This window comes from Mesorhizobium sp. LMG 17147, from assembly GCF_024297145.1.
In the GTDB taxonomy this organism is placed as follows: domain Bacteria; phylum Pseudomonadota; class Alphaproteobacteria; order Rhizobiales; family Rhizobiaceae; genus Mesorhizobium.
Map to the genome: position 1 here is coordinate 1 of NZ_JANCTC010000063.1, position 526 is coordinate 526.

Genomic DNA, 526 nt, shown 5'->3' on the forward strand with positions numbered 1-526 from the left:
TTGATGCGATGGCTGATGGGGACTTTGGCAGCATCGGCGGCCTGAAGGATGTTTCTGGCGAGGCGATTGAGAAGGGCTGTGTTGGCGGGAGCATTATCCTTGCGGGCACGGCTGAGATCCTCATCGAGATGGACATCAAGCATCCAATGCAGGCCGTTCTCGATCTGCCAATGAGCTCTAGTGAGGTCGAGCGCCCGTTGCGGCGACATGAGCGTGGAGGCCATGAACAGGCGCATCAACGGCCTAGCCTGATCGCGTCGGCTGGTGATGCGGATGAAGGCCAGGTGGCCGGGCATCAGCGGCTCGGCCGCCGCCACGATCTCGGCTTGCCGCCACTCGTTGCGGCCGTGGCTGGTCTCGGTCCGCTCGGCCATGGAAGGGGTGGCGTCGGCCAGTTGTAGGTTGGCACGGCGCAGCCAATGACGACGGTTGCCCTTCAGCGCAAGCAGGTAATCGCCACCTCTTTGGGTAATGGCCGCAGCCATGCGGGTGTGGCAGTGGAGCGCGTCGGCGGTGACCAATCTGC

1 protein-coding gene is annotated in these 526 nt (G+C 63.5%); it reads right to left on the minus strand.

The genetic code is table 11. The features are described from left to right. Positions 1-485: ISAs1 family transposase (locus NMG46_RS30105; RefSeq protein WP_254820787.1), on the minus strand; the 485-nt coding region annotated here is incomplete at its 3' end. Positions 486-526 lie beyond the last annotated feature (41 nt).